We start from the raw sequence: 25,566 nt of genomic DNA on the forward strand, positions 1-25,566 counted from the left end.
TGCTGCTTGTGCATGGCGGGCGTGTATCGCGCGCGCTTGATTTCCAACCCATGCGCCATGCCCTGACCGGGCGGCGTTGGTGGAAATATCATGCCTCATGTAGCGTCAACCTGTTAAATTGCCGAGCGTAAACACCGAACGGCGGACTATTGGGGCATTCGTGAGAACTCCCTGTAGTTAATCGCTAGCACTCCCGCATGTTGTCGGCAAGAGAATCCCGCGATTTAGGCCGTGAAGGTGATATTTCTGCGTTCACGGCCTGACTTGCCATAACGGCTCATAGACCGTTATATTTATAATGTTGATTGGCCGGGACGGGTGTTTGCAAACAATGGTTTGCCGTCTGTTGGTGAACATTATGACAAATCTGTAGGCTGATTTGGCATTGGACCAAATATAATTCTGGACGAATAACAGGGCTAAGACACATAAGCGATCCATGATCTTGGCTTTTTTCTTTGTGGCCCTGCCTATATGGGGCTTGCCCCAAATGGGCGCGAGCATGCACAGGGCATCGGCAGATGCTGGAGCAGTCATCGCCGGGCTCGCCCCTGGCAAGCCGCAAATCGCGCCGCCGACCGCATTTCGTAATAAACCGCCGAAGCGTCGTTATGAAGTTACGGCACCCATTCGGAAGAACATCGGAGAAGGACTGCCCACTATAAGCGGTCCTTCCGATGCCAGCCTGCCGCTTGTGGTCATTGACGCGGGGCATGGCGGACATGACCCCGGCGCAATCAGCCCGCATAGTGGGCAGCGCGAAAAGGACGTGACGCTCACAATTGCTAAGCTGGCGCGTGACGAGATACTTAAAGGTGGTCGGGTGCGGGTCGCGTTAACGCGGGATACGGACAGATTTATCGTGTTACAGGATCGTTATCAATTGGCACGCAAGATGAATGCCGATCTGTTTATCTCTATTCATGCTGACAGCGCGGAAAACCCGCAAGCTTCTGGCGGCACGGTTTACACTTTGTCCGAGGTCGCCTCAGATCGGGAAACACAGCGACTTGCGGCGCGTGAAAACAGGGCGAACATCATCAACGGCGTAAATTTGGGTGGGGCTGATGCTAATGTGTCGTCGATCCTTATTGACCTAATGCAGCGTGAAACAATGAATGTCTCCGCCGAATTTGCAAAGCTGCTGTTGCGAGAGGCGACACCAAATATGCGGGTCCGCAGCAACTCGCATCGTTTCGCGGCATTCATTGTTCTAAAGGCTCCAGACACGCCCTCTGTTTTGTTTGAAATAGGGTATCTAAGCAATGCAGCGGATGTACGCTTCCTGTCGTCGGCCAAAGGACAGCGCAAGGTCGCGCGGACGTTGTCCCAAGCCGTTCAAGTCCATTTCGCACGGCGGATTGAACCACGTTAAATGGGCGTATGGCCAAATTCGCGTCCATTTGCTGATTTACATTCTGGACCTGTCCGGCAAATCGGCTAGATAGGGCCCGCAATGGATATCCAGCCCCCACCTGCCGAAGTGCCGACAACGATCAGTTACCGGCTGAAACGTGACGCCGAAAGTTTTGTGACCCGCTGGCAGGGATATTGGCAAAGCAAGCGTTTTCGTTTGGCCACTTACGCCGTGGGTGCGCTGTTCGTTCTACTTTTGATATTCTGGGCGCTGTTCGCCCGCAATCTTCCCGATGCAGAGGCGCTGATCGAATATGAATCGCCGCTGCCAACGGTGGTGCGCGATGTCAACGGAGAGCCGTTCCACAGTTACGCCCGGGAACGTCGCGTTCAATTGGAATATGCGGATTTCCCGAAAACATTGGTACATGCCTATCTCGCGGCCGAAGACAAAACCTTTTTCAGCCATGGCGGGATTGACTATCCCGGTATCGCGTCAGCCATTTTCGACAATATTTTTAGCGACAAGCGGTCGCGTGGCGCATCGACCATCACACAACAGGTTGCGAAAAACCTGCTGTTGACCAACGAATATAGTTACACCCGCAAGGTCAAGGAGGCGATCTTGGCCAAGCGCATTGAAAGCGCGCTGACCAAGCCTCAGATTTTGTCGCTCTATCTCAATGAAATCGCGCTTGGGCGCCAATCATTCGGCGTCGAGGCTGCAGCGCAAGCCTATTTCGGAAAAAGCGTTGATCAGCTTTTACTGCATGAGATGGCCTTTCTGGCCATCTTGCCAAAGGCGCCGGAACGTTATGGGCGTGCCAAAAATGCTGACCTTGCCATGTCCCGGCGTAATTGGGTGCTGGGCGAAATGCGCGCAAACGGATGGATCACCGATACGCAGCTTGCGACCGCTCGTGCCCAACCGCTTGGCCTTGTGACGCAACGTGGCACCGGCTATAAAAATATTGGCGGTTATTTTGCAGAAGAAGTGCGTCGCCAGCTTATAGAAAAATTTGGCGAAACCGACGAAGCGGGCCCCTACAGCGTATATTCAGGCGGACTTTGGGTCCGGTCATCAATGCACCCCCAACATCAACTTGCAGCGACCAAGGCGTTGCGTGACGGCTTGCTGCGCTACAATGCTGGCAAGGCGTGGAAAGCCAATTTGGGCACAATTGACGTCACCGATGACAAATGGCCATCCCGCTTTGCATCGACCAATATTGGCATTGATTATGCGAATTGGCGTGCTGGCGTTGCGCTTGGCAAAGGGCGCGTTGGATTTGCGGATGGTTCGACCGCGCGCCTCGATGGTGGCCCCGCCGCGATGAAGGCAGGTGACGTGATCGCTGTTGCGCCCAATGGCACGAACAGCTTTGTCGTCCGCAGCGTGCCAGAGGTCGGCGGCGGCATGGTCGTCCAAGACCCTTTCAACGGACGTGTGCTCGCGGTGCAAGGCGGCTTTGACAATCGTATTTCCAGCTTCAATCGCGCAACACAGGCACAGCGGCAGCCCGGATCAACCATTAAACCCTTTGTCTACGCAACCGCGCTCGACAATGGAATGACGCCGACGTCGATTATCGTCGATGGTCCCTATTGCGTCTGGCAAGGTGCGAACTTAGGCCAAAAATGCTTTCGCAATTTCACAGGTGGCGGGGCAGGGCCGCAAACCATGCGGTGGGGCCTCGAACAATCACGCAACCTGATGACGGTCCGAGCGGCCGCTGAATCGGGCATGGACAATGTGACCGACACCTTACGTGACATGTCGATTGGCGATTATCCTGATTATCTTTCCTACGCGTTAGGTGCAGGCGACACGACAGTGTTGAAGATGGTCAACGCCTATTCGATGCTGGTCAATCACGGACGTGAATTAAAGCCGACATTCATTGATTTTGCGCAAAATCGCAAAGGCAAGGTTATTTGGCCGGCCAAGTGGAAACCCTGCACGGGTTGCCGCGCGCCCGATTGGAATGGCAGGCCAATGCCGCGCTTCACACCTGCGGGCAAGCAAGTCATGGACCCCATCACGGCGTATCAAGTCGTGCATATGTTGGAAGGCGTGGTACAACGCGGCACCGCCGTTACATTGCGCGAGCTCGACCGACCATTGTTCGGCAAAACCGGAACAACCACTGGCCCGACAAATGTCTGGTTCATCGGCGGATCACCCAATTTAGTAGCTGGTCTCTATTTGGGCTTTGACCAACCGCGCAACATGGGTGGCTATGCGCAGGGAAGCTCACTTGCTGCGCCCATTTTCAAACAGTTCGCACGCACAGCGATGGCCGATATGCCTAAGACACCGTTCATCGCGCCGGCCGGAACGCGGCTTGTCCGCGTGGATCGCAGGAGTGGCAAGCGCGTCTATGGAGCCTGGCCGAGTGATGACCCGCTAAGCGCGGTGATATGGGAGGCGTTCAAGGCCGAAACGGAGCCAAAGCGCTCTATCCGTCAGGAAGAACTCGCCGCGCGGGGCGACAAGCCAAAGAAAGCAACTGAAACGCAGTCTGATGGTGCTGCCGGCGCGGCCAACGCCCCAAGCGCAAGCGTCGGGACAAAGCGCGACCAGGAGTTTATCCAGCAAGAGGGCGGAATTTATTAGGTCAGGACCCTGGGGTCAGGACCACTTAAATCCACCTTCGCGGCGTCAAAATGGCAAAGATATCGAAGGAAAATGTCCGCCGCAGGCAGTCATTCTGCCTGCAAGGTCATTTTGTTTCGAGATCGAAGCCATTTTGACGTCCTTCGGATTTGACCCATATTGTCCATTGCCACGTTGGCAAAGCTAGACTTAGAACCACTAAGTCCTGCGCTTACCGCCTGGCACTGAACAGTATGGCCTCAAACCGCGAAGGTGGATTTAAGTGGTCCTGACCCTAATAGATTTTGTGCTGCGGCGGATAACTCTGGTCATCGCTGCCTTTGACTTGAGCGTCCAATCAGCTAAAGGCCGCGGCTGACCTATTCATTCCCTTGGAGTTTCTTATGCGCGCCGACGCAGAAGGCTATGTTGCCCGCATTGATGCCGCCCTCAACCTCGTCAAGATGTCGCTTGACTGGGATCGCGCTTTACGTCGCTTGGATGAACTGAATGCCAAGGTTGAGGACCCGACCTTGTGGGATAATCCCAAGGCCGCCGAAGAAGTTATGCGCGAACGCCGCCGGTTGGATGCGGCCATTGGGACTGTGCGCGAAATCGACGCCGATAAGGCGGGCACGGTTGAGTTAATCGAGCTTGCCGAGATGGAAGGCGACGCCGAGTTGGGCGATGAAGGCGCCGCCGCATTGAAAGCATTGGCAGACCGTGCCGACCGCGACAAGGTCTCTGCATTGCTGTCGGGCGAAGCAGACAGCAACGACACCTTCATTGAAATTCATGCGGGCGCGGGTGGCACCGAGAGCCAGGATTGGGCCGAAATGCTTCAGCGCATGTATTATCGCTGGGCCGAACAACGCGGGTATAAGGTCGAAATGGTCGATTATCAGGCAGGTGATCAGGCAGGCATCAAATCCGCCACCCTGCTGGTGAAAGGCGAAAATGCCTATGGCTATGCCAAGACCGAAAGCGGCGTCCACCGTTTGGTCCGTATTTCACCTTATGACAGCGCGGCAAAGCGGCATACGAGCTTTTCAAGCGTCTGGGTGTATCCGGTCATCGACGACAATATCGACATTGAAATCAACGAAGGCGATTTAAAGATCGATACTTACCGCGCGTCCGGCGCAGGCGGGCAGCACGTTAACACGACGGACTCAGCCGTTCGTATCACGCACAAACCATCGGGCATCGTCGTTGCCAGCCAGAACGACCGCAGCCAGCACAAAAACCGCGCAACCGCGATGGGCATGTTGAAGGCACGACTATACGAAGCCGAACTGCGCAAGCGCGAAGAGGTCGCGAGCGGCGAATATGCGGCCAAGACCGAAATCGGTTGGGGCCACCAGATCCGCTCCTACGTGCTTCAACCCTATCAAATGGTCAAAGACCTGCGCACTGGCGTCACGTCGCCTACACCCGGCGACGTGCTCGACGGCGACCTAGACAATTTCATCGCCGCCGCATTGGCCCAGCGGGTAACAGGTGAAGCGGTTGCAGTTGAGGATGTGGATTAAATTTCTGTAATTAAATATTTAAATACAATGATGCGCGATTGCCCCAATTCTTCTTCGCGCGTTTGAAGGTTTTGGGAAAATAGTTTTGCGGTTATATCGCTCGGGATAATCAACCCCCTGGCGAAGCCGCGCTTCCTGCTAGCAATCCGCCGTCCAAATGTATTTCGCTGCCGGTCATATAGCTTGCATCGTCTGACGCTAGCAAAAGGGCGATGGCGGCGACTTCGTCGACTGTGCCGAAACGTTTGAGCGGCGTATCTGCCACCATCGCCGCCATACGGGCGTCGCGGTCGGGGCCGTTGCCGATCATCGCCTCCCACATCGGCGTGAGGATCGCGGCGGGGTGGATCGAGTTGCAACGGATTTTCAGTCCTTGGCCAGCGCAGTATAAAGCGACCGATTTTGTGTGATTGCGGATTGCGGCCTTGGACGAGGCGTACGCCGCCGCGCCCGGTATACCGACAAGGCCGGAGCGCGACGACATGTTGATGATCGACCCTGCGCGCTTTTGACGCATTGCCCCAATCGCATAACGGCACCCCAAGAATGTCCCGTCCAGATTGACAGCGTGCACTCGGCGCCACTCGCCCAACGTTGCGTGTTCAGGGTCGTGCGGGCCGGGGTTTTCTTCGAAACCTGTTATGCCGGCATTGTTGACCACAATATCCATTTGGGGATGTTCTGCGGCGAGGCTCTCCCAATCTTTCTCCGACGAGACATCGAGTTTGATAAATACGCCGCCGATTTCGGCTGCAAGCTCAGTCCCATTTTCGGCGTCAATGTCGGCGATAACAATTTGCGCACCCTCCGCCGCAAAGCATCGCACGATTGCGGCCCCGATACCGCGCGCGCCGCCCGTGATAAGGGCCGATTTATCCTGTAATTTGGGCATAGGTTCTTCCTGAAATATTTTGCAACGCGTTCGTCATGCCTGTGTGGCTGTCTATCTTAGGGTCAGGACCACTTAAATCCACCATCGCGGCGTCAAAATGGCAAAGATATCGAAGCCATTTTGGCGTCCGGAGGATTTGACCCATACTGTCCATTGCCGCGTTGGCAAGCTTGGACTTAGAACCACTAAGCCCTGCGCTTTGCCGCCTTGCACTGAACAGTATGGCCTCAAACCGCGAAGGTGGATTTAATAGGTCCTGACCCTAGAATGGATAAATGGACCCTGAAACAAGTTCAGGGTGACGGCATTGCTTCTAGGGTGACGGGATTGTTTCGAGGGTGACGGGAGTAGGGCGTCGTTTCGTATACGCATCACCCACGCGTCAGCGCATCAATCGCGCCTTGCAGGATGAACGCTGCTGCGCCGCTGTCGATTTTTTCTGCGCGTTTGGCGCGGCTCATGTCGGCGGCGATCATGTCGCGTTCAACGGCTTGGGTCGACCAACGTTCGTCACGCAGCAAAATTGGAAGGCCCAGATCTGCGATATTTTTCGCAAAGGCGCGGCTGGACTGGCTTCGCGGGCTTTCGCTGCCATCCATATTCAACGGCAAGCCGATCACAATGCCGCGCGTTGGCCGCGTCGCGATAGCGGCCTTTAATTCGAATTTATCCTGCGTAAACTTGGCGCGTTTGATGAGGTCAGCGGGCGAGGCGAAGGTCCAGCCGGCATCACAAAATGCCGTGCCAATGGTTTTGCTGCCGACATCAAGCCCGATTAAAACGCCGCCGTCTGGCAGTTGATCGCGGAAGCTGGCAACCGATTCAAAAATCATTTCTGCAGATATTTCTGCAAGCGCCATGTCGCATCCGCCCGCACATTGGCCCAGAATAAAGGGAAATCATATACATGGTAATTGTTGCCGGGCAGGACATAGGGTCCAATCTCTGGCGGATCGCCAATCAGCAGAAACCCCTTGCCATCGCATCGTGCCGGCACGGCACCAACAATCATTTCGCCGGTTTCTAACTTATCATTGGGCTTTAATGTGCCCAAATTCGCCTCCATCAACGCAGTAGGCTCCGCACCGCCATTTAACGGGTTGGTACATAGCATCGGCGTGTCCTTGCGCGGCGTGCCGTCAAATCCGGTTGTGGCGTTATAGACTTTGACGATCCGGTCATATTCGGCAGGCTCGGCAAAGCTTTGCCACGCCATGATGCAGCCGGTGTCATCGGGACCAGCGCAAGCAGGAAAGCCCATTTGTGGCATATCAGCGGTTATCGATATCGGCCATCCAACGGCGTATACGGCGACAATGCGTTTCGCGATTGGCTTGCCCGCCACGCGGTCCTTAAGCAAATTTGTAAGGTGCAGCGCGCCTTGGCTATGCCCGGCCAATATGATCGGGCGGTCTTTTTGGACCTTCGCTGCAAATTCATCAAAGGCCAAGAGCACATCTTGATAAGCGGCATCCAGCGCTTGCTGGCCCTCCGGCTTGGTGGTCAGAAATGCGCCAATCGCTGCCTGACGGTAACGCGGTGCCCACATCTCGCCTGCACTGGCGAGCGGCGAAGCAAGGCCGCGCAGGAACATGCGCGCACGGTCCTGTGATTCTGCGTCATTTAAGGGCGCGTTCCAATAATCCCTGCCGATATAGGATGTGGGATGCACAAAAAATATCGCGGCAGAACCGGGTATTTCGGGCTTCGCCGCGCCGGTCGGTAACCAGTCCGCAGGATTGCCCGTTTTGCCGGGACGCGCAAACCACATGTCGTTGCCTGCATATTTGCTGGGTTCAAAGGCCGGTTGCTGTTCAAACTTGCCCGTCGGGACAAAGGCAAGCTCCGTCAGCTCGCTTTCATAGATACGAATGACAAAGCCACCCGCAATGACGAGAACGATAAGCGCTGCGACGATATAAAGAAATTTACGTGCCAATTTTATGTCCTGAGATTTTGTTGCGATTTACCCGATTGGATAGAAATAGCATCGGAAAATTGAATGGAGGCTGAAAGATTAGTTAACTCCGCCATTTTGCGCATAAAGTCTTTGGCAAACTTCCATGTAAAAGCGCCTTTCTGGCCCAGTTAATTGCGGCACTTGCCAAAACCCACAGCCGGTCTTGCAATTCGATAAGGTCGCGGCCATATGCGGCGTGGGAGTCGGATGGACGTGGCACTCGCCAACCTGGTCAGATCCTGACGGAAGCAGCCACAACGAATTCGCTGCGGGTCATTCGGCTCCTACTTTTCCCCGTGTTTCGGTGGAGAAGACTTCGACAAAGGTCGGTGATGCTTCTAATATGATGATAATGCCCGACTCCGACAGCCCAGATTTCGCATCACGCGACCCCGATATGCCCGATGACGCATTGGGACTGGGGCTGGATTTGCCACTAGCCGGCCAGTCACCAGCGGTTAAACCGTCCACCGCGCCGGTCCCGACCGGCGGCGCTGCCTACCGCGTTTTGGCACGCAAATACCGGCCACAGACTTTTGCAGAGCTGATCGGGCAGGATGCCATGGTGCAGACGCTTGGCAACGCCATTAAGCGGGACCGGCTGGCGCATGCATTTTTGATGACTGGCGTGCGCGGGGTGGGGAAAACCTCTACCGCGCGGCTGATTGCTAAGGCGCTGAACTGCATTGGAACCGACGGGCAGGGTGGCCCAACTATCGACCCGTGCGGTGTGTGCGAGCCTTGCGTAGCGATTGCCGAAGGGCGGCATATTGACGTCATCGAAATGGATGCCGCAAGCCACACCGGCGTTGACGATGTGCGTGAGATTATTGAGGCGGTGCGTTATTCCGCCGTATCCGCGCGCTATAAAATTTACATCATCGACGAAGTGCACATGCTGTCGAAAAACGCGTTCAATGCCTTGTTGAAGACGCTTGAAGAGCCGCCGGGCCATGTGAAGTTCCTGTTTGCCACGACTGAGGTGAACAAGGTTCCGATCACCGTATTGTCGCGGTGCCAGCGTTTTGATTTGAAGCGGATTTCGACCGAGAAACTTTCGGCGCACTTTGCGGAAATCTCGGCCAAGGAAGCCGTTGCGGCCGAGGCGGAGGCACTGACCCTCATCGCGCAAGCGGCAGAAGGCTCGGTGCGCGATGGCCTCTCGATCCTCGATCAAGCCATTGCCCATGCCGATATGGAGGGCGACGGAAAGGTAACCGCCGCGCAGGTTCGCGACATGTTGGGGCTTTCCGACCGTGGCGCAATTCGCCGTCTGTTCGGGCTTATCCTGATAGGCGACGCGCAGGCGATGCTGGCGGAGGCGAAGAACCAGTATGTTTTGGGCGTTGAACCGCTGGCGATGTTTGCCGGGCTTTTGTCCGAGGTCCATCGGCTCACGCTCGCAAAGGTTGGCGCGCCGCGTGATAAAGCTTTGGATGCCGAGGCTGCGGCCGTGGTCGAAGATCATGCCGACCGTTTATCCTTCCCCGTTTTGCACCGCTTATGGCAGTTGTTGCTGAAGGGCCAAGAAGAGGTCGCCCGCGCTTCTGTTCCCCTTGATGCGGCGGATATGGCACTGCTGCGTGTGGTTCATGCAGCGACGCTGCCTGATCCCGGGGAGCTGGCCAAGATGATTGGCGAAGGGGCGTTCACGGCTACACCGTCGGCTTCCGCGTCCACCGCGCGCGATGTGCCGCCAACGGCAAATGTGCAGACATTGATGCCAGCGGATTTCCATGCACTGCTGGAAAGATTATCGCGGGATGGTTTTGTCAGCCTTGAGATGACCATGCGCGATGTGGTCCGCCTCGTGGATTATGCGCCGCCTTTGCTGGCGTACCAGTTGGCCGGGCCCGTTGCGCCGACCTTTATGGCCGAATTGCGCGATGCCTTGGCCAAGGTCACCGGGACCCGCTGGGAACTACAAGAGCGCGCCGGCGAAGCGCCGCCAAGCTTGCTGGAGCAAGAGCAAGCAGCAGCCGAAGCGGATAAACATATTATATTGGAGTCACCTTTGGTCAAAGCCGCTTTCGCCGCGTTTCCAGAGGCGGAGCTGCTCGACAGCGACGAAAATGGCATGAAATGGAGCAAGAGCGCATGAAAAGCATGGAAGAGATGATCAAGGCCGCGCAAGAGGCCGCCCAAAACATCCAACAGCAGATGGAGCAAGCGCAGGCGACGCTTGACATCATTCAAGTTGAGGGCGTCTCCGGCGGCGGTCTTGTTAAGGTCCGCGCGACCGCAAAAGGCCGCATTTTGAACGTGGCGCTGGATGACAGCCTGATCGTGCCCGCGGACAAGGGCATGTTGGAAGACCTGATCACAGCAGCCCTCAACGATGCCCGCGAAAAAGCGGATGCCGCCAGCAACGCCGAAATGAGCAAAATGTCCAGCGGCCTGCCACTGCCGCCCGGGTTCAAATTACCGTTTTAAGCCGTGAACTGATAAACAGAACGGCTTTGGTGCCGTATCCCAATACGGCTTTTCCCCAATTAAATGCGCACCACCGAAGCACATGCATTGAAAGCGCGTGCAAAGCGCTCATATTGGGGGAGAACCGGCGAGGCACCATTTTGGGTGATCGCCAATTGGAGTATCTATGGATCTGAACCTTCCATTATTGCCGTTGCGCGATATCGTTGTTTTTCCCGGCATGATTGTGCCGTTGTTTGTCGGACGCGACAAATCGGTGGTTGCACTTGAAAAGGCGATGGCCGCCAACAAAGAAATTTTTCTGGTGGCCCAGCTTGACCCTGCCGAGGATGATCCTGACAAGGATGATCTGTATAATATCGGCGTAACTGCGACGATCATGCAGTTGTTGAAACTGCCCGATGGCACCGTGCGCGTGCTGGTCGAGGGCAAGCAGCGCGCTGAATTGCGCGACGTGCTGGAGCGCGGTAACGATTATGTCGAAGCCAATATTAGCCTGATCACCGAAAAGAACGCCGAAGGGCCTCAGGCCACTGCGTTAATGCGGTCGGTTACCGAGCAATTTGAGAGTTATTCGAAGCTGAATAAGAAAATGCCTGCCGAAACGGCGGTGCAACTGACTGAGATTAAAACACCATCTGCGCTTGCAGATGCGGTGGCGGCGAACATACAATTGAAAGTGTCGGATAAGCAGTCCTTGTTGGTCGAGGCCAACCCGTTGCGCCGCTTGGAGATGGCCTTTGCCTTCATGGAGGGCGAGCTTGGCGTTTTGCAGGTGGAGAAGAAAATTCGTGGCCGCGTGAAGCGCCAGATGGAGAAGACCCAGCGCGAATATTATTTGAATGAGCAGATGAAGGCCATTCAGCGCGAGCTTGGCAACGAAGATGGCGAAGGCGGCGACGAGACTGCCGAGCTTCAATCCAAGATCGACACGATGAAGCTGTCCAAGGAAGCAAAGGCGAAAGCCAATGCGGAATTGAAAAAGCTGCGCGGCATGGCGCCCATGTCAGCAGAGGCGACCGTGATCCGTAATTATCTTGATACGTTACTCGGCATTCCATGGGGCAAGAAGTCAAAGCTGAAGCGGGATATCGCTAAGGCGCAGGACGTGCTCGATGCCGACCATTTCGCGCTGGAAAAGGTGAAGGACCGGATCATTGAATATCTTGCGGTGCAAGCCCGCACGAACAAGCTGAAGGGGCCAATATTGTGCCTCGTCGGCCCTCCCGGCGTTGGCAAGACCTCGCTTGGTAAATCGATTGCCAAGGCGACGGGCCGTGAATTCATCCGCCAATCCTTGGGCGGCGTGCGCGATGAAGCGGAAATTCGCGGTCATCGTCGGACCTATATCGGTTCAATGCCCGGCAAGGTCGCGGCAAACCTGAAAAAGGCGGGGACAATGAACCCGTTATTCCTGCTCGACGAAATCGACAAGCTTGGACAGGATTTCCGCGGCGACCCCGCGTCGGCCTTGCTGGAAGTGCTTGACCCGGAACAGAACAACAAGTTCAACGACCATTATCTGGAAGTTGATCTTGATTTGTCGGACGTCATGTTTGTGACGACTGCAAACAGCTTAAACTTACCGCGCGCCTTGTTGGACCGGATGGAAATCATCCGTCTCGAAGGCTATACCGAAGACGAAAAGCTTGAGATCGCCAAGCGGCATTTGATCGAAAAGCAAATCGAAGCCCATGGCTTGAAGCATGATGAGTTTTCCATCAGCGACGACGCCATGCGTGACGTCATTCGTTACTACACACGTGAAGCAGGCGTGCGGACTCTGGAGCGCGAAATTGCAAAGCTTGCGCGTAAGGCGCTGCGCCGCATCTTGGAAGGCAAAGACAAAAGCATTGTCATCACGCCGGAAAATCTGGCGGACTTTTCAGGTGTCCGCAAATATCGCCATGACATGGGCGAGGAAGAAAACCAGATCGGCGCCGTTACGGGCCTCGCCTGGACAGAAGTTGGCGGCGAATTGCTAACGATCGAAGCGGTTACGGTGCCCGGTAAGGGGCAGATCAAAACCACGGGTAAGCTTGGCGAGGTCATGAGCGAATCCATTCAGGCTGCCTTGAGCTATGTGAAGGCGCGTGCGCCGAGCTATGGCATCAAGCCAAGCCTTTTTGCGCGCAAGGATGTGCACATTCACCTTCCCGAAGGCGCAGTACCAAAGGATGGCCCCTCCGCCGGTATCGGCATGGTCACCTGCATCGTGTCGACGCTAACGGGTATTGCGGTGCACCGCGATGTGGCGATGACCGGCGAAGTAACCTTGCGCGGCCGGGTACTCCCTATCGGCGGCTTAAAGGAAAAATTGCTGGCGGCATTGCGCGGGGGGATCAAAACAGTTCTGATCCCGCAAGAGAATGAAAAGGACCTCGCAGATATCCCGGCAAATATAAAAAATGGTCTGGAAATCATTCCTGTAAGCCATGTTGACCAAGTTCTGGCGCGTGCGCTTGTGGCGCCATTGGTACCTGTTGAGTGGACCGAGGCCGATGATCTGGCTGCGGCTTTGCCAGCGGGAATCGGTGGGGAAAATGGGGCTGCGGTGACGCATTAAGCCCGTGCGTTCTGCCTTTAATCGTATTTAATAGGCAGGACGCGCAGTTTTTCACAAAAAATGACGGTTTTAGGCCGATATTTCCTTTGACAGTGTCAACAATCTGCTCATTATCCGCGAACCGGCCCAAGCCGCGACTCAATTTAGCAATAAGTGAGTGTCACATAATTTTTAAAAGGGGGGTTCCCAAATGAACAAGCAAGATCTCGTCAGTGCAGTTGCCGACGCTAGCGGTTTGACCAAGGCCGATGCTGGCAAAGCTGTTGAAGCAACATTCGAAGCGATCACTGGCGCACTGAAAAGCGGCGGCGAAGTGCGTCTCGTTGGTTTCGGCACTTTTGGCGTTGCAAAGCGCAAGGCATCGACCGGACGTAACCCACGCACCGGTGAGCCAATGACCATCAAGGCATCGACTCAGCCAAAGTTCAAAGCTGGCAAGGCGCTCAAGGACGCTGTCAACTAAGGCACACGCCAAGAAATTGGTAAAAAGGGCGGGGCGAAAGCACCCGCCCTTTTTTGTATCACCGCGCGACGGCGACACATTCCTTATTATTGAAGCGCCATAACGCCGGACCGCGCAACACCTAGGTCCATTTTGATAGCTATGCGGATTTAATAGGTCCTGACCCTAAGTGGGAATTTGCTCCCCCAACTGTTGTTAAGCCGCCAAACGGCCTCCGTTTTGCGGGCGGGGCGTAGCCGGAAAGGCAATGATTGTAGCAGGCGCCAAGCGCCGCATATCGCCCAAAATGATCCGGCGTTCCCGCTGCATCGCTGGCGCAAATTCCATATCAATAACTTCTTGGATGCGCGGCATGGCGTTGCGAATTGTCAACATGATTACGCCAATGGATGCACCCAGCGCAGTGAGGAAGAGAAGCGAAGCGATGATAGTCATGGCAATAATCCTTTGTGATCCCCGCCCCAAATCGGGCGCAGTGTTGATTCGGTTTCACACCGTATTTCCGCTCTTGTTCACTATTTGTTCTTGTTTGTCAAGCGGCATGAGTGAAGTGGAACAACGCTGGATAAAATGGGGGATGAAGTGTGGATAACTTTGGAAAAGGCAAAAGGTGCCAATAGTCGAAGTTTAAGGTTTGATGGCGGCTCCACGGCGTTCCGTGTGCCAGGTTTGCAGCGCCTGTTGTAGGCATCCGGTGAAACCATTGCTGCCGTTCACGGAACAGCTTTTGGGCAATATTGCGCGGGCATAATTGTCGAGGCTTTCGACCGCAGAGGTCCAGCTTCCGCCCGCCGCGTCTTTTTCCTCCTCTTCGCGTAGTGGTTTGGGAATAGGGTAGCGGTCATGTTCGGGTTGCGCTGCGCATACGACAATTTCGCCGCCATCCCCCTTTGGGCATTACCCCCAGCAGAAATGCAGCGATGACGGTTAATTGCATCTTCATGTGGCTTTCCCGTCCATCCCATCGCTTTATGCAGATGGTCCTGAACCGCCTGTTAATGCATCTGCCGTGGGTTTTGCATCGCGAGAAAAGCATTGGTGCTTGACGAATCCCTGCCGCAACTATAACGGCCCGCTCATTCCACATGGGAAACGCACATACCGGTGCTGATCTATGCCTTTCAGGCAATAGTGACGTTCTAGTTTCCCAGAGGCTCAACCGGAAGGAGAAGTACCATGGCGGCACCTGTCGTTACCATGCAGCATTTGCTTGAAGCTGGGGCCCATTTCGGCCACCAAACACACCGTTGGAACCCGCGTATGAAGCCGTATATCTTCGGCGCGCGCAACGGCATCCACATTCTCGATTTATCGCAGTCTGTGCCATTGTTCGCACGTGCGTTAGATTTTGTCGCTCAAAGCGTTTCGTCTGGCGGCAAGGTTTTGTTCGTTGGCACGAAGCGTCAGGCACAAGGCCCAATCGCCGATGCAGCCCGCGCATCGGGTCAGCATTTCGTCAACCATCGTTGGTTGGGCGGCATGCTCACCAACTGGAAGACCATTTCGAACTCGATCAAGAAGCTTAAGACGCTTGAAGAGCAGCTTTCGGGCGACACGCACGGTTTCACTAAGAAGGAAATCCTTCAAATGACCCGCGAGCGCGACAAGCTTGAAATGAGCCTTGGCGGCATCCGCGACATGGGTGGCATTCCTGACGTCATGTTCGTCATTGACGCCAACAAGGAAGAGCTCGCCATCAAGGAAGCCAATGTTTTGGGTATTCCAGTGATCGCGATCCTCGATTCAAACGTATCGCCTGACGGCATTGCATTCCCCGTCCCTGCAAATGATGACGCCGCACGCGCCATTCGTTTGTATTGCGACGCCGTTGCCACTGCGGCAACCAAGGGCAATGTAAACGCTAAGGTTGCCAAGGGCATTGACCTTGGTGCGGAAGTTGAGCCAGCGGCTGAACCAGCGTTGGTTGAAGAAGCCGCGCCAGTAGCCGAAGAAGCCGCGCCTGTAGCAGAAGAAGCCGCGCCCGTTGCCGAAGAAGCTGCGCCTGTTGCTGAAGTTGCTCCAGCCGAAGCGCCTGCCGCAGAAGCGTAATCAATTTGTCGTCACCCCCGCGTATGCGGGGGCCCAACCCCTGACGTTTGCATATATCGTAAACGCAGGTGTTGGATCCCCGCTTTTGTAGGGATGACGAACTTTAATGAGGTCGATTGGCCTCTCGCAAACCACATTCGAAAGGACAAATTTATGTCTGCAATTACTGCTTCAGCCGTCAAGGAACTGCGTGAGCTTTCCGGTGCTGGCATGATGGACGCCAAAAAGGCGCTTGAAGAAACCAAGGGTGATATCGAAGCCGCCGTTGACTTGCTGCGCGCCAAGGGCCTTGCAACCGCTGCCAAGAAATCCAGCCGCACCGCAGCCGAAGGTCTTGTCGGCGTTGCTGTAGACGGCACCAAGGGTACGGCAATCGAAGTTAACAGCCAGACCGACTTCGTTGCAAAGAACGAACAGTTCCAGGAATTCGTTGCCGCCGTTAGCCAAGTTGCCCTTGGCCTGGCAGCCAACGAAGCAGAGGCCGTTTTGGCTGCGCCTTATGGCGACGGCGAAACCGTTCAGGAACGTTTGACCAACAACATCGCAACCATCGGTGAAAACCAGGTTATCCGTCGCGTTAAGTCGCTTTCGGTCAGCAATGGCCGTGTTGTTTCTTATGTCCACAACGCTGCGGCGCCTGGCATGGGCGGAATCGGCGTTCTGGTGGCGCTTGAGAGCGAAGCTGACGCGACGACGCTGGATGGCCTTGGTAAGCAATTGGCGATGCATATCGCCGCTGCATTCCCGCTGTCGCTGGACGAAACCGGTCTTGACGCCGAAACGCTTGAGCGTGAGCGTGGCATTGCCCGTGAAAAGGCATCCGAAAGCGGCAAGCCTGCCGATATCGTCGAAAAGATGGTTGAAGGCGCTGTAAAGAAGTTTGCCAAGGAAAATGCGTTGTTGAGCCAGCCATTTGTCATGGACGGCAAGACACCCATTTCCGACGTTGTTGCCGCCGCTGCTAAAGAAGCCGGCAAACCCATACTGTTGAAGGACTATGCCCGCTTCCAGCTTGGTGAAGGCATCGAAAAGGAAGTGTCCGACTTTGCGGCTGAAGTGGCCGCTGCGGTCGGCGCATAAATATTCTTGGCTTCCCCGTCGTCTGGCGGGGATAAAGCCTTGGCGATGTGGCGCGCGGCTCCTATAGCTGGGCGCCATTATTGTATCGGGACGAGGGACTATATGAGCGCGCACGGCTATCGCCGCATATTGCTGAAACTTTCAGGCGAAGTGCTGATGGGGGATCAGGCCTATGGCATTGACCCAGATACCGTTGCACGCGTGGCTGAAGAAGTGAAGGCGGCGCAGGATACGGGCTTGCAACTGTGCCTCGTTATCGGCGGCGGCAATATCTTCCGGGGTATGGCCGGTGCTGCCAAAGGCATGGACCGCGCGCAAGCCGACTATATGGGCATGCTGGCAACGGTCATGAACGCTTTGGCCATGCAAAATGCGTTGGAACAGCTTGGCGTTCCCACGCGCGTGCAGTCGGCGATTGAAATGGACAAGGTATGCGAGCCGGTCATTCGCCGCCGTGCGGAACGGCATCTGGAGAAGGGGCGCATCGTCATTTTCGCGGCCGGCGTTGGCGCACCATTTTTTACAACCGATAGCGGCGCTGCGTTACGTGCCGCCGAAATGAAATGCGACGCGCTGTTCAAAGGCACCTCGGTCGATGGCGTATACGATGCCGATCCGAAGAAGGTGGCAACAGCAAAACGTTACGAAACATTAAGTTATGATCGGGTCTTGGCAGATAATCTGAAGGTTATGGATGCCAGCGCGGTATCTTTGTGCCGGGACAACAATATTCCAATCGTGGTCTTTTCCATCCGCGAACAGGGCAATATATTGAAAGTGCTCGACGGAAGCGGCACTTCAACTGTGGTAACAAGCGAAGGAAACTGATCCATGCCGCAATATGACAAAACCGATGTAGAGCGCCGTATGAAGGGCGCGGTCGATTCATTCAAAAGCGATCTTTCGGGCTTGCGTACGGGCCGCGCCAATGTGACCTTGCTCGATCCGGTGGTGGTTGAAGTGTACGGATCACACATGCCGTTGAGCCAAGTTGCGACCGTCAGCGCGCCAGAGCCGCGTCTGCTGTCGGTGCAGGTATGGGACCGGTCCAATGTGACGCCAGTGGAAAAGGCCATTCGTTCGGCAGGCTTGGGCCTGAACCCGATTACCGATGGCCAGACACTGCGTCTGCCTATTCCCGACCTTACCGAAGAACGGCGCAAGGAACTTGCGAAGCTGGCGGGTCAATATGCGGAAAAAGCAAAAATTGCGATTCGCAACGTGCGTCGCGATGCCAATGACGGGCTGAAAACCGATGAGAACAAGAAGGAAATCAGTGAAGACGACCGCAAAAGGTTGGAAACTGAAGTCCAGAAAATGACCGATGAAATGATCAAGGCGGTCGATGAGGCCGCAGCGCACAAGGAAAAGGAAATCCTGAGCCAGTGATTTTGGCCAGCCCTTTAACTTCATCGGGTTTAGGTAAGTGATGGCCGTCGCTGAAGCGCAAGAGCGCATTGCCGCCGGAACGGGCAAAATGCCGCGCCATGTCGCGATCATAATGGATGGCAATGGCCGCTGGGCGAAAAAGCGCATGTTACCAAAGGCGATGGGGCATAAGCGGGGTGTAGAGACTGTCCGGAATATTGTCCGTGCGGCAGGTGAGCTCGGGCTGGAAACGTTAAGCCTCTACGCCTTCTCCAGCGAGAATTGGAAACGGCCTGAGGATGAGATCAGCGATCTGATGGGCCTCATGCGTGATTTTATCAAATCTGACCTTGATGAATTCGCCTCTAACAATGTGCGTCTTAAAATTATTGGAAATTATAAAGCATTAGCGCCAGATATTGTGGAAATGCTTGAAGAATCTATCGCGCGGACGTCGCAGAACAGCCGCACGACGTTGGCGGTCGCACTGAATTATGGCGCACAAGATGAGATTGTCCGCGCGGCCCGCGCTGCCGCTGCGATGGGCGAAATTAATGCGGCGAGCATTGAGGCCAATCTCGACACCGCAGACTTGCCACCGCTGGATCTGCTCATCCGCACGTCAGGGGAGCAAAGGCTGTCCAATTTCATGCTGTGGCAGGCGGCTTATGCCGAATTCTGGTTTACCGAAACCTTATGGCCGGATTTCAACAAGGACGAGCTCGCTGCTGCCCTAAACGAATTTGCGCGGCGTGAACGGCGCTATGGTGGTCGATGAACGATAAGGTCGCGCCGCTGCTGAAACCCCGATCGGACCTGGGCATACGGACCTTGTCGAGCGTCGCCATGATGTCGGTTGCGATAGTTGCGATCTGGCTAGGCGGCTATGCCTTTATGGCCCTCGTTATTGCCGTTGGCCTCGGGGTGTTTTTCGAATTTACCAAATTGGTGTTCGGCTTCACGCGAAGTCCGATGGCACGGATTTTGTGGCTGTTGGGCGGCCTGACCTATGTCGGCCTTGCATGTTTCACTTTGATGCTGTTCAGCGCGCCTTTTTTTGGCATGACGCCCGCAATCCTATTGATCGCAGGTGTCATTGGCACGGATGTCGGTGCCTATTTTGCGGGACGAAGCATTGGCGGACCCAAAATCGCGCCACGGATTAGTCCGTCCAAAACATGGTCTGGCCTTTTTGGCGGCATGATGGGTGCGGGCCTTATGATGGTTTTTATTCAAGCAGGCATCTACGCCTTCAGGGGCGGAAATGCTGGCGATGGCGATGTCTATCTTGCATATGGCTGGTTTCGCCTCATGCTGACGGGGGCCGCGCTTGCGGTGGTCGCGCAAATGGGGGATTTCTTCGAAAGCTGGATGAAGCGGCGGGCAGGGGTGAAAGACTCCGGGCGATTGATACCCGGCCATGGCGGGTTATTTGACCGGACGGATGGCCTGATTGCTGTTGCTTTTGCCGCCGGTGTCGTGACTTTATTCCAAAGTGTGGCCGGTAGCTGATCCCATGAAACGCAGCGTTTCCATCTTTGGCGCAACAGGTTCGGTCGGGCTGTCGACACTGGACCTCATTCGCCAGCATCGAAGCGACTATCGCGTGGTCGCGCTAACGGCGAACGGCAATGCTGCCGCCATCGCGCAACTGGCGCGGGAATTTGATGCCGAATTGGCGGTCGTTGCCGATGAAACGGCCTATGCCGACCTGAAGGACGCATTGGCCGGGACCGGTATAGAAGCCGCAGCAGGCGCAGAAGCGCTTGTGGAGGCCGCCAGACGCGATGTCGATTGGACCATGGCCTCAATCGTCGGTTGTGCCGGGTTGCCCTCCACGATGGCCGCAATCGAGGCTGGCAAGACCGTCGCTTTGGCCAATAAGGAGGCATTGGTCTCCGCAGGCGCATTGATGATGGCTGCGGTGCGCCGGTCGGGCGCAGCATTATTGCCAGTCGACAGTGAGCATAATGCGATATTCCAGTGCCTATCGGGTGGCAAAATTGACCAAGTGCGCAAGATAACCCTGACGGCGAGCGGCGGACCGTTTCGGTCTTTCTCGCTTGAGGAGATGCGGGGCGTAACCCCGGCGCAGGCCGTGGCGCATCCGAATTGGGACATGGGCGCGAAGATCAGCATCGATTCCGCGACCATGATGAACAAAGGCCTTGAACTGATTGAGGCCTATCATTTGTTTCCGGTGGGCTTGGATAAAATCGATATACTTGTGCATCCACAATCGGTCATCCATTCGATGGTCGAATATGTCGATTGTTCCACTTTAGCGCAGCTAGGATCGCCAGATATGCGTATTCCAATAGCGAGCGCGCTGGCGTGGCCGGAGCGGATTGCCACAAGCTGCAAGCCGCTGGATTTAGCGAATATTGGGCAGTTGACGTTTGAACAGCCGGACATCGCACGTTTCCCGGCGTTGCGGCTTGCCCGCGCGGCCATATCCGAAGGCGGGGCAAAGCCGGCAATCATGAACGCGGCCAACGAAGTCGCCGTGGCGGCGTTCTTGAATGGCCAAATCGGTTTTCTCGATATCGCAGCTTTGGTGGAAGATGCGCTTTGCGGTTACGCACCGAATAACCTGCCAACCTGCATCGATGACTTGTTCAGCATAGATGCAGCCGCGCGTGTTTATGCGCAGGCGCTCATTCAAAAGGTAACTGAATGCCAATGGAATCGCCAAATATCATCGTGACGGCTCTTGCGTTTCTAACGCTGATCGGCAGTCTGGTTGTCGTGCACGAACTGGGGCATTATGCCGTGGGTCGTTGGTTCGGCGTGAAGGCTGAGAAATTCTCGATCGGCTTTGGTCCGCAGATCTGGGGCAGGGTCGACAAACGTGGCACCTTGTGGCGCATTGGCCTGCTGCCTTTGGGCGGCTTTGTCCAATTCGCAGGCGACATGAATCCCGCCAGCCAAGCGGACGAAAGCTGGAAACAGCTACCCGCAGAGGAGCGCAACCAGACGTTCCAATCCAAAACCTTGTGGCAACGTGCGTTGATTGTTTTTGCCGGGCCAGCGGTGAATTTCATCTTGGCCATCCTGATCGCGATGGGTTTCCTCTTGGCGTTTGGCAAATCAGTTACGCCACCTGTAATTGACGTTGTGCAGCCCAATAGCGCGGCTGCGGTGGCGGGCCTGATGGAAGGTGACCGCATCCTTACTTTGAATGGCCGGACCATTGAGACGTTCGATGAGATGGCGAAGGAAATTGTCATGATCCCCAACGAACAGGTGGTGATCGAAATCGAACGCGACGGGGCGAGCATTGTCAAGCAAGCCAAGGTCGCTGCGGCTATCGAAGTGGATCGTTTCGGCAATGAATACCGCATTGGTCGGCTCGGCGTGGGTGCCAGCAAGATGGAAGTCCGCGAAGTGGGCCTGCTTGAGGCACCTTGGGCAGCGGTTGTTCAAACCGGAAATATCTTGCGGCAGCAGGTGATTGGCCTTGGTCAGATTATCTCTGGCCGGCGTCCCATTTCCGAACTGGGCGGGCCGTTGAAAATCGCAAAAGTTTCAGGCGAAGCCATGAGTCTTGGCATTTTAACCTTCATCAGCCTTGCTGCGCTTATTTCGATTAACTTGGGGTTCATCAATCTCCTGCCAATCCCCATGCTCGATGGAGGGCATTTGTTGCTCTACGCCGTGGAAGCAGTGCGTCGGCGCCCAGCCACGCCAATAGTGCAGGAGTGGGCTTTTCGTGCAGGATTTGCGATGCTGGCAGCATTTATGATCATGGTAACATTCAACGACCTTGCGTCTTTCGGGCTGTTCGGAAGCGGTTGAGGGCATTGCATACTTGATTGCGCGCGCTGCATCGGGCAGGGACGCAAAACTATTTTAGCGGCAATACGCCACACCCGGTAGGGGCGGACATCAGATCGGATGACAATGAAAAATATATCTCGCGGCAACTTCAAAAGCTTTGGCATATATTTGATGGGTTCGACGGCGCTCGCCGTGACGGGCACGATGACCCCTGCTTTGGCGCAGACTGTGTCGGCGACGCCCGCTGCGCAGCCTGAGGTAGCCGCCCCTGTCGAGACCATTCAATCCATCACCGTCGTGGGCACGCAAAGACTCGAATCCGACACCGTGCGATCATATATCCGGCTACGCACAGGACAGCCATGGACGCAGGTCGCGGCTGACCAAGCGTTGAAGGACCTATATGCGACCGAATTGTTCGCAGATGTCGCGGTCCGCAATAACGCCGGCGCGGTGGTAATTGAGGTACGCGAAAACCCGGTGGTGAACCGCATCATTCTTGAAGGCAACAAGCGCATCAAGAATGACAAAATTGAACCCGAAATCAAACTTGCGCCGCGCCAGATTTATTCGCGATCCAAAGTGCGCGCCGATGTTGCGCGCATCATTGAACTTTACAAGCGTCAGGGGCGCTTTGCGGCGGTCGTTGAGCCTAAATTGGTTCAACTTGACCAAAACCGCGTAGACATTGTTTTCGAGATTATCGAAGGGCCCAAGTCCAAGGTTCAGCAGATCAACATCATCGGCAACGACAAGTTCTCCGATGGCCAGTTGCGCGGCGAAATGGTCACGAAGCAAGCCCGTTTCTATCGCTTTTTCAGCTCTGGCACCAGCTATGATCCCGATCGTCTGGCATTTGACCAACAAAAGCTGCGTCAATTCTATTTGACACAAGGCTATGCCGATTTCCGCGTTGTTTCCGCAGTCGCCGAACTGACGCCTGATAAGCAGGACTTCATCATCACTTATGTGGTGGAAGAAGGTGACAGGTACAAATTTGGTGACGTCAAGGTTGAAAGCCAAATTCGTGATTTTGATTCAGAGCGTCTGACGACAACTCTGCGCATGAAAAAAGGCGACTGGTATGACGCCAAAATGGTCGAAGACACTGTCGAAAGCCTGTCGGAAACCGCAGGTTTGTTTGGCTATGCTTTTGCCGACGTAAACCCTGATTTTCAGCGAGACAAAGAAACGCTGACCATGGGCATTACGTTCAACGTGGCGGAATCCCCGCGCGTGTTTGTCGAACGGATCGACATTAACGGCAACACACTGACGCAGGATAAGGTTGTTCGCCGCGAATTCCGCCTGAATGAAGGGGATGCGTTTAATAGTATTCAAGTCAAGCGGACCGCAGAGCGCATCAAATCGCTGGGATATTTTCAGGAAGACCTTGAAGTCGAACAGGCGCAGGGCAGTGCGCCCGACCGCATCATCCTCACCACAAATGTCGAAGAAAAAGCGACGGGCGAATTGTCCTTGTCCGCAGGATTTTCCTCGATTGAAAACTTCATTTTCCAAGGGTCGATCAGGCAACGGAACTTCCGCGGCTTGGGGCAAGAATTGCGGACGAATATCTCTTATTCGTCATATTCCAAATCAGCGGAAATTGGCTTTACCGAGCCTTATTTGTTTGATCGTTCCATCGCAATATCGGGCGATATTTTCCGTCGGGATTTGAACAGTTTCAACTTCTTCAACAACCAACGCAACACAACCTATAAGCAAGCCACAACAGGTCTGCAGGTACGCGTTGGTGTGCCGGTCAATGAGTTTATTTATTTTCAGGCGCGCTACGGGTTGAGCCAGGACGATATTTCACTTGATGAAAACACCTTCTTCTCTGACCCGGATGGCACGGGCCCGCTTCCTCGGTCGTGCGACCCAATCGTTGCCGGACGGTTTCTGTGCGATGCAATCGGTAAGCGTTTGACGTCCTCCATTGGCTACACGTTGCTTTATGATGATCGCGACAACCGCATCCGCCCGACACGCGGCCAGAGCTTCGGTATAAGCCAAGACTTTGCTGGGCTTGGTGGTGACGTCAAATATGTTAAAACGCGGATTAACGCCGACAAATTTTGGAAGCCATTCGGTAATTTCGTTTTCGGATTATCGTTGGAAGGTGGGTATATCCACCCGTTGGAAGACCGCGGTTTGACCTCGCAAGGTATTGACGATGTCCGTCTGACTGATCGTTTTTATCTGGGTGAGCCGCAAATGCGCGGCTTCGACATTCGCGGCGTCGGCCCAAGGGTGCAGCGTGTGTTCTTCGAAGGTCAGGTTGTAAACGGGGTGGCTGTTAATGCGCCACTGACGGATCGTAACCAGATACAGGATGATGCTGTCGGCGGTCGTTTCTATTATCTTGGCCGTGCCGAATTGCAAATTCCGCTCGGCAGCGGCGCAAGAGAGTTGGGTTTACGTCCATCCTTGTTTGTTGATGTGGGTTCTGTGTTTGATGTGACGCGCCCTATTTTGCAGACGGTGCCGCAGCGCGAAGTGTTGGCGAACGGCACGCAGGGCGCTCCATTATATTATTTCGTCGATACCGATGGCAAACTTCAAACATCCACCACCGCTATCAATGCGAATGGCTCGACCCGGGTTGCCGCGCTGCGTTTCGAAGAACGCTTTTTGGGCGACAGTTGGAAACCGCGCTTGTCGGTTGGCTTTGGCGTTAACTGGAATTCACCCTTTGGTCCGTTCAGGATCGATATTGCCCGCGCCCTGCTCAAGCAGGAGGGTGACGATACCAAATTATTTACATTCAACGTAGGAACGCAATTCTAATGAAAATTCGTAAAAACATTCTCGCCGCTGCTTTTTTGTCGGCTGCAGCCATTTCGGTACCAGCGTCTGCCCAAGTTGCAGGCATCGCCACCGCTGACACGGCAGTTGCAATCACCCGTTCAAAGGCGCTTGGTACTGCCTATCAGCAAATCGGCACGCAATACGCCGCCGTGGCACAGCAATTGCAGGCCAAGCGCGTAGAGATCAACAATCTGAATGCGCAGCTTGATACCAATAAGGACAAGGAACTAACGCAAGCCGAGCTGGACGTCGCAATTAAGGCAAAGAATCCGTTGTTGACGCAACTCGACGCAAAGCAGAAGGAAATAAACACGCTTCAAGAGCCGGTATTCCTTGCGCAGCTTTATGCCGTCGAACAGATTGCGTTGAAATATGACGCTGCACAGCAAGCGGTCATTACCGCCAAGAAAATCAATGTCATCCTTGCGCCCGATGCGTTTGTGTGGGCACCAGAAGCGGTTGACGTAACTGCCGCGATCACGGCTGAGCTCGACAAGGTGGTACCATCCGTGCCGATCACGCCGCCCGCCGGCTGGCGTCCGTCGCGTCAGATTGGCGCATTATATCAGCAGATTCAGCAACTGATCAACGCAGCATCGCAGCAAGCACAAGCCGCTGCCGCGCAGGCCCAGACCGCTGCGCCCGCAAGCCCAGCAGCGCAGCCTGAAAGCCGGTAA

The 25,566-nt window shown here is 55.1% G+C and carries 21 protein-coding genes and 1 other RNA gene; 18 read left to right on the plus strand and 4 right to left on the minus strand.

The genetic code is table 11. The annotated features are described in order from the left end of the window. The first annotated feature begins 439 nt into the window (after window positions 1–439). The 3 genes from HEQ34_RS07800 (at window position 440) to prfB (ending at window position 5,484) form a co-directional block, all read left to right on the plus strand. Window positions 440–1,375, plus strand: coding sequence for an N-acetylmuramoyl-L-alanine amidase (locus tag HEQ34_RS07800; protein ID WP_366934850.1), 936 nt, complete (start codon window positions 440–442; stop codon window positions 1,373–1,375). An 81-nt stretch (window positions 1,376–1,456) separates the two neighbouring features. Then, on the plus strand, window positions 1,457–3,973 hold the full coding sequence (locus HEQ34_RS07805) for a transglycosylase domain-containing protein (RefSeq protein ID WP_296199411.1): 2,517 nt from the start codon (window positions 1,457–1,459) through the stop codon (window positions 3,971–3,973). Between the two features lie 383 nt (window positions 3,974–4,356). Further along, the gene (gene prfB / locus HEQ34_RS07810; RefSeq protein WP_296199412.1) at window positions 4,357–5,484 is read left to right on the plus strand and encodes a peptide chain release factor 2; all 1,128 of its coding nucleotides are present in this window, start codon (window positions 4,357–4,359) and stop codon (window positions 5,482–5,484) included. Window positions 5,485–5,593: 109 nt separating this feature from the next. On the opposite strand, the gene HEQ34_RS07815 is transcribed toward prfB, so the two are convergent. The 3 genes from HEQ34_RS07815 to HEQ34_RS07825 all read right to left on the minus strand — a co-directional run bounded on the left by HEQ34_RS07815 (window position 5,594) and on the right by HEQ34_RS07825 (window position 8,315). Then, window positions 5,594–6,376 (minus strand): SDR family oxidoreductase, encoded by a 783-nt coding sequence (locus HEQ34_RS07815; protein WP_296199415.1) that lies wholly within the window; start codon window positions 6,374–6,376, stop codon window positions 5,594–5,596. Window positions 6,377–6,747: 371 nt separating this feature from the next. After that, window positions 6,748–7,209, minus strand: coding sequence for a Holliday junction resolvase RuvX (gene ruvX, locus HEQ34_RS07820; protein WP_296199512.1), 462 nt, complete (start codon window positions 7,207–7,209; stop codon window positions 6,748–6,750). Then, the gene (locus tag HEQ34_RS07825) at window positions 7,206–8,315 is read right to left on the minus strand and encodes a DUF3089 domain-containing protein (protein ID WP_296199417.1); all 1,110 of its coding nucleotides are present in this window, start codon (window positions 8,313–8,315) and stop codon (window positions 7,206–7,208) included. Before HEQ34_RS07825 ends, ruvX begins: the two co-directional genes overlap by 4 nt. Window positions 8,316–8,532: 217 nt before the next feature. On the opposite strand from HEQ34_RS07825, the gene ffs reads away from it, so the two are divergent. The 5 genes from ffs (at window position 8,533) to HEQ34_RS07850 (ending at window position 13,798) form a co-directional block, all read left to right on the plus strand. After that, window positions 8,533–8,627, plus strand: an RNA gene (ffs, locus tag HEQ34_RS07830) — signal recognition particle sRNA small type. Between the two features lie 61 nt (window positions 8,628–8,688). Beyond that, entirely contained in the window at window positions 8,689–10,437 is a 1,749-nt protein-coding gene (locus HEQ34_RS07835) for a DNA polymerase III subunit gamma/tau (RefSeq protein ID WP_296199513.1), read from the plus strand. Beyond that, window positions 10,434–10,769 (plus strand): YbaB/EbfC family nucleoid-associated protein, encoded by a 336-nt coding sequence (locus tag HEQ34_RS07840; RefSeq protein WP_296199420.1) that lies wholly within the window; start codon window positions 10,434–10,436, stop codon window positions 10,767–10,769. The genes HEQ34_RS07835 and HEQ34_RS07840 overlap by 4 nt, the downstream gene beginning before the upstream one ends. Before the next feature lie 166 nt (window positions 10,770–10,935). Then, window positions 10,936–13,335 carry an endopeptidase La gene (gene lon / locus HEQ34_RS07845; RefSeq protein ID WP_296199422.1) on the plus strand — a complete coding sequence of 800 codons (2,400 nt, stop codon included), beginning with the start codon at window positions 10,936–10,938 and terminating at the stop codon, window positions 13,333–13,335. A 190-nt stretch (window positions 13,336–13,525) separates the two neighbouring features. Continuing rightward, window positions 13,526–13,798, plus strand: a complete 273-nt coding sequence (locus HEQ34_RS07850) for an HU family DNA-binding protein (protein ID WP_295443736.1) — start codon at window positions 13,526–13,528, stop codon at window positions 13,796–13,798. Between the two features lie 195 nt (window positions 13,799–13,993). Here the strand turns inward: HEQ34_RS07850 and HEQ34_RS07855 are convergent, their stop codons facing one another. Continuing rightward, window positions 13,994–14,233: a hypothetical protein gene (locus HEQ34_RS07855; RefSeq protein ID WP_296199425.1), complete on the minus strand. Its 240-nt coding sequence runs from the start codon at window positions 14,231–14,233 to the stop codon at window positions 13,994–13,996. A 741-nt stretch (window positions 14,234–14,974) separates the two neighbouring features. Here HEQ34_RS07855 and rpsB point away from each other — a divergent pair. From rpsB to HEQ34_RS07905, 10 genes are all read left to right on the plus strand, one after another. Further along, window positions 14,975–15,847 carry a 30S ribosomal protein S2 gene (gene rpsB, locus HEQ34_RS07860; protein WP_296199427.1) on the plus strand — a complete coding sequence of 291 codons (873 nt, stop codon included), beginning with the start codon at window positions 14,975–14,977 and terminating at the stop codon, window positions 15,845–15,847. A gap of 153 nt (window positions 15,848–16,000) precedes the next feature. Further along, on the plus strand, window positions 16,001–16,927 hold the full coding sequence (tsf, locus tag HEQ34_RS07865; RefSeq protein WP_296199428.1) for a translation elongation factor Ts: 927 nt from the start codon (window positions 16,001–16,003) through the stop codon (window positions 16,925–16,927). Between the two features lie 102 nt (window positions 16,928–17,029). Next, a complete protein-coding gene (gene pyrH / locus HEQ34_RS07870) occupies window positions 17,030–17,755 on the plus strand; it encodes a UMP kinase (RefSeq protein WP_296199430.1) in 726 nt (241 codons plus the stop codon). Between the two features lie 3 nt (window positions 17,756–17,758). Further along, window positions 17,759–18,316: a ribosome recycling factor gene (gene frr, locus HEQ34_RS07875; RefSeq protein ID WP_296199431.1), complete on the plus strand. Its 558-nt coding sequence runs from the start codon at window positions 17,759–17,761 to the stop codon at window positions 18,314–18,316. 40 nt (window positions 18,317–18,356) lie between these two features. Further along, a complete protein-coding gene (gene uppS, locus HEQ34_RS07880; protein WP_296199433.1) occupies window positions 18,357–19,073 on the plus strand; it encodes a polyprenyl diphosphate synthase in 717 nt (238 codons plus the stop codon). Continuing rightward, window positions 19,070–19,807 (plus strand): phosphatidate cytidylyltransferase, encoded by a 738-nt coding sequence (locus tag HEQ34_RS07885; protein WP_296199435.1) that lies wholly within the window; start codon window positions 19,070–19,072, stop codon window positions 19,805–19,807. The genes uppS and HEQ34_RS07885 overlap by 4 nt, the downstream gene beginning before the upstream one ends. 4 nt (window positions 19,808–19,811) lie before the next feature. Further along, window positions 19,812–21,002, plus strand: a complete 1,191-nt coding sequence (locus HEQ34_RS07890) for a 1-deoxy-D-xylulose-5-phosphate reductoisomerase (protein ID WP_296199437.1) — start codon at window positions 19,812–19,814, stop codon at window positions 21,000–21,002. Then, entirely contained in the window at window positions 20,978–22,093 is a 1,116-nt protein-coding gene (gene rseP, locus HEQ34_RS07895) for an RIP metalloprotease RseP (RefSeq protein ID WP_296199439.1), read from the plus strand. Before HEQ34_RS07890 ends, rseP begins: the two co-directional genes overlap by 25 nt. Before the next feature lie 99 nt (window positions 22,094–22,192). Further along, window positions 22,193–24,868 carry an outer membrane protein assembly factor BamA gene (gene bamA / locus HEQ34_RS07900; protein WP_296199441.1) on the plus strand — a complete coding sequence of 892 codons (2,676 nt, stop codon included), beginning with the start codon at window positions 22,193–22,195 and terminating at the stop codon, window positions 24,866–24,868. After that, entirely contained in the window at window positions 24,868–25,566 is a 699-nt protein-coding gene (locus HEQ34_RS07905; RefSeq protein WP_296199443.1) for an OmpH family outer membrane protein, read from the plus strand. Before bamA ends, HEQ34_RS07905 begins: the two co-directional genes overlap by 1 nt.

Origin of the sequence: Sphingorhabdus sp. (assembly GCF_023910635.1) — a bacterium.
Classification (GTDB): domain Bacteria; phylum Pseudomonadota; class Alphaproteobacteria; order Sphingomonadales; family Sphingomonadaceae; genus Sphingorhabdus_B.